Consider the following 3,551-nt stretch of genomic DNA (forward strand, 5'->3'; position numbering starts at 1 on the left):
CCCACAAGCTGATGCTGGGCACCGCGGTGATCGCGTTGCTGTGCTTCGGCGCGACCGCGTTCCTGATCTATCACCAGGCCAGTTCGGCGCTGGTGTCGTCCTCGCGGCAGACCATGGCCAGCGAAGCCCGTGCCGAGGCGCGGCAGGTGGCTGCCGACCTGGGTACGGCCTTTGCCAGCAACGATGCGATGGTGGAAACCGTGCTGGCCCAGCGTGCGCGCGGTGATGCCCCTGATCGCGCCAGCCTGGCCAATGTCATCGGCGAGCAGCTGCACGCGCACCCGGAATGGCTGGGCAAGAGCACCATGTGGGAGGCCAATGCCTTCGACGGCAAGGACGCCGAGTTCGTCAACAGCGAGGCGCACGACGCCACCGGCCGCTACATGAGCTACTGGGCCTGGCAGGACGGCAAGCCGCAGCAGTCGACGATGACCGACTACACCGAGACGCCCAGCGGCTCGGGCAACTGGTACATGGTGCCCAGCCGCGACAAGCTGCCGCTGGTCAGCGAACCGTATGCCTACGACATCGGCGGCAAGCAGGTGCTGATGAGCACGCTGAGCACGCCGATCGTCGAGAACGGCACCTTCCTCGGTGTCTTCACCGTCGACTTCTCGCTGGACGCGCTGCAGAAGCACCTGGCCACGCTGACGCCGATGGGCGCCGGCCGCGTCGAACTGCTGTCGCCGAAGGGCGTGGTGCTGGCCTCGGCCGATGCTGCCGAGATCGGCAAGCCGCGTACCGATGCCGCCACCCTCGGCATGCTGGCGCAGATCGCCGCCGACAAGACGTACGAAGCGTTCGAGCCCGACGCTGCCGGCAACGTCCGCCTGTACGTGCCGCTGCAGGTGGGTGACGCGCCGCAGCGTTTCGCGCTGGGCGTGGTGGTGCCGCATGCGGTGATCATCGCGCAGGCCCGCGAGCTGCTGTGGATCATCCTGCTGGTGGGTGTGGTGGCTGCGCTGGTGCTCAGTGGCGGTGTCTACCTGCTGCTGCAGCGCCTGGCCGTGCGACCGCTGGCGCAGGCGGTGCGCATCGCCGGCGACGTGGCTGCGGGCAAGCTGGATACCGCCATGCCGGCGCTGGGCAACGATGAAGTGGGCCGCCTGCTGGACGCCATGCAGGGCATGCGTGGCCAGCTGCAGGCAGTGATGGCCGCACAGGCGGAGATGGCGCGCCGCCATGATGCCGGTGAAATCAGCTACCGCATGGATGCCTCGGTGTTCCCGGGCGAATATGGCCGCATGGTGGCCGACAGCAACCAGCTGGTGGCCGACAGCAATGCGGTCACCCAACGCCTGGTCGAGGTGATGCAGCGCTACGCGGTGGGTGACCTGAGCGTGGACATGGAGGCACTGCCGGGCGAAAAGGCGATATTCACCGCTGCCATGGCAACCACCAAGACCAACCTGGCGGCGATCAACGAACAGATCCAGCAGCTGGCCGCTGCGGCGGCGGCAGGTGATTTCGCCGTGCGTGGCGATACCCAGCGCTTCGAGCATGACTTCCGCCGCATGGTGGAAACGCTCAACACCATGATGCAGGTCAGCGACCAGAACCTGGCTGCGCTGTCGACGCTGCTGCGCGCCATCGCCGCCGGTGACCTGAGTACACGGATGGAGGGTGACTTCCACGGCGTGTTCGCGGTGATGCGCGACGATGCCAACAGCACCGTGCAGCAGTTGACCCAGATCGTCGGCCAGATCCAGCAGTCTGCGGCCAGCATCCGCCTGGCCGCAGGCGAGATCGCGTCGGGCAACAGCGACCTGTCACGCCGTACCGAGCAGCAGGCGGCCAACCTGGAAGAGACCGCCGCGTCGATGGAGGAACTGACCTCCACCGTGCGCCAGAACGCCGATCATGCCCTGCAGGCCAACAAGCTGGCGGCCTCGGCCGCAGGCGTTGCCAGCGAAGGCGGGCAGGTGGTCAGCCAGGTGGTGCAGACCATGGAGCAGATCGAGACCTCTTCGCAGCGCATCGCCGAGATCATCTCGGTGATCGACGGCATCGCTTTCCAGACCAACATCCTGGCCCTGAACGCAGCGGTGGAAGCGGCGCGCGCCGGTGAACAGGGCCGTGGCTTTGCGGTGGTCGCCAGCGAAGTGCGCGCGCTGGCACAGCGCTCGGCGGGCGCGGCCAAGGAGATCAAGGAGCTGATCGACGCTTCGGTCGGCCATGTCGGCGCCGGCGCGCAGCTGGTGCACGGTGCGGGCCGCACGATGCAGGAGATCGTCGGCCAGGTCGGCCGGGTCAACGAGATCATGGCCGAGATCTCGGCCGCCTCGCGCGAGCAGTCGGCCGGTATCGAGCAGGTCAACCAGACTGTGGTGCAGATGGACGAGACCACCCAGCAGAATGCTGCGCTGGTGGAAGAAGCCACCGCTGCGGCGCGGGCGATGGAAGAACAGGCCGAGCAGCTGGCGGTGGCGGTGTCCCGCTTCCGCCTGCAGGCCGACACCCGGCCGGCTGCCGCGTTGCGCGCCGCCTGAGCCGGGGCATGAACGACGACGCCCGGCCAAGGCCGGGCGTCGATGTGCCACTGCATACGTGGTGCGCTGGGCTTAGAACATGCCTTCGAAGGGGTTCCAGCTGGTGTTGCCCTTCACCTGTTCCAGGTAGTAGCTGTAGTTGGTGCTCGAGGCGACCAGGAAGTTCATTGCAATGAACAGTGCGCGGGCCACGATGTCCGGCAGCACCAGGCTGACCGCGATCAGCACGATGTTGATGCCGATCACCACCAGCGCCTTGCGCCACATGCCCAGGATGAACAGATAGATCGCGCCGAAGAAGAAGGCGAAGAAGTTCAGGTTGATCTTCAGGCGGTCGCCGAAGGACAGCGCCTTCCAGGCCTGCTTGAAGCCGGGCTCCTTGGGAGCGCCGTGCTGCTGGAAGAAGTTGAAGCGGAACTGCCACTTCGGGCTGAAGCGGGTCAGGTCAACGGTGTTCATGTGTAGGGACTTCCCTGTTAGGAAAACGTTTTCATGATAAGTGAGTCACATTCAGCAAACCAGCTTGGAGCGTCAAAAATGTGACGTTCCTACGGCAAAGGGCTTGCGTCCCGGTGCCGCACCGTCACCCATCCGCCTTGTTTTTAGGATAGGGTGCGCAGTTCCGCTGCTACCCCGGCTGTTTGCGGGTGGCAGCGGTATGTCCATGGAGGTTGCATGACCACACCAGCTACACCGGAAAACGCACCCGGACCGGTGCTCCTGCCGACACCCGAAGTGGTGCAGGCACAACAACTGCTCGCCCGCCAGCAACTGGCGGTGGCGATGGACCGTGCACGCATCGCTGCCAGCCGCGACGCTGCGCCGGCCGTGCTGGAAAACGACTGAGCCTGGGAAACCAGCGGCGATCGCGCTGGCCTGCTGCCAGCGCGATCGCAGTGCGCATCAGAAGCGCGCGGTCATGCTGAGGAAGTAGCTGCGGCCGGCGACGAAGTAGTCGGTAGAGCCGTCGGCGTACAGCTTCTTGTCGGCCAGGTTGCTGACGCCGCCACGCAGGGTCAGCACCTCATTGACGTTCCATGCAGCGGTCAGGTCATACAGCGT

General features: G+C 65.9%; 3 protein-coding genes. 2 read left to right on the forward strand and 1 reads right to left on the reverse strand.

From position 1 onward, the window contains the following. On the forward strand, window positions 1-2,489 hold a 2,489-nt coding region (locus AC1DJN_RS21235; protein WP_478040119.1), incomplete at its 5' end, for a methyl-accepting chemotaxis protein. Between the two features lie 72 nt (window positions 2,490-2,561). On the opposite strand, the gene AC1DJN_RS21240 is transcribed toward AC1DJN_RS21235, so the two are convergent. Next, the gene (locus AC1DJN_RS21240) at window positions 2,562-2,948 is read right to left on the reverse strand and encodes a DUF2628 domain-containing protein (RefSeq protein ID WP_025879013.1); all 387 of its coding nucleotides are present in this window, start codon (window positions 2,946-2,948) and stop codon (window positions 2,562-2,564) included. A gap of 216 nt (window positions 2,949-3,164) precedes the next feature. On the opposite strand from AC1DJN_RS21240, the gene AC1DJN_RS21245 reads away from it, so the two are divergent. After that, a complete protein-coding gene (locus tag AC1DJN_RS21245; protein WP_162887695.1) occupies window positions 3,165-3,335 on the forward strand; it encodes a hypothetical protein in 171 nt (56 codons plus the stop codon). The last annotated feature ends 216 nt before the right edge of the window (window positions 3,336-3,551 follow it).

The sequence above is a fragment of the Stenotrophomonas sp. 05L414_2 genome (assembly GCF_056397905.1).

Excerpts from the sequence above, each read along its gene's own strand:
- AC1DJN_RS21240 (WP_025879013.1), bottom strand. The coding sequence starts at position 2,948 with ATGAACACCGTTGACCTGACCCGCTTCAGCCCGAAGTGGCAGTTCCGC.
- AC1DJN_RS21245 (WP_162887695.1), top strand. The coding sequence starts at position 3,165 with ATGACCACACCAGCTACACCGGAAAACGCACCCGGACCGGTGCTCCTG.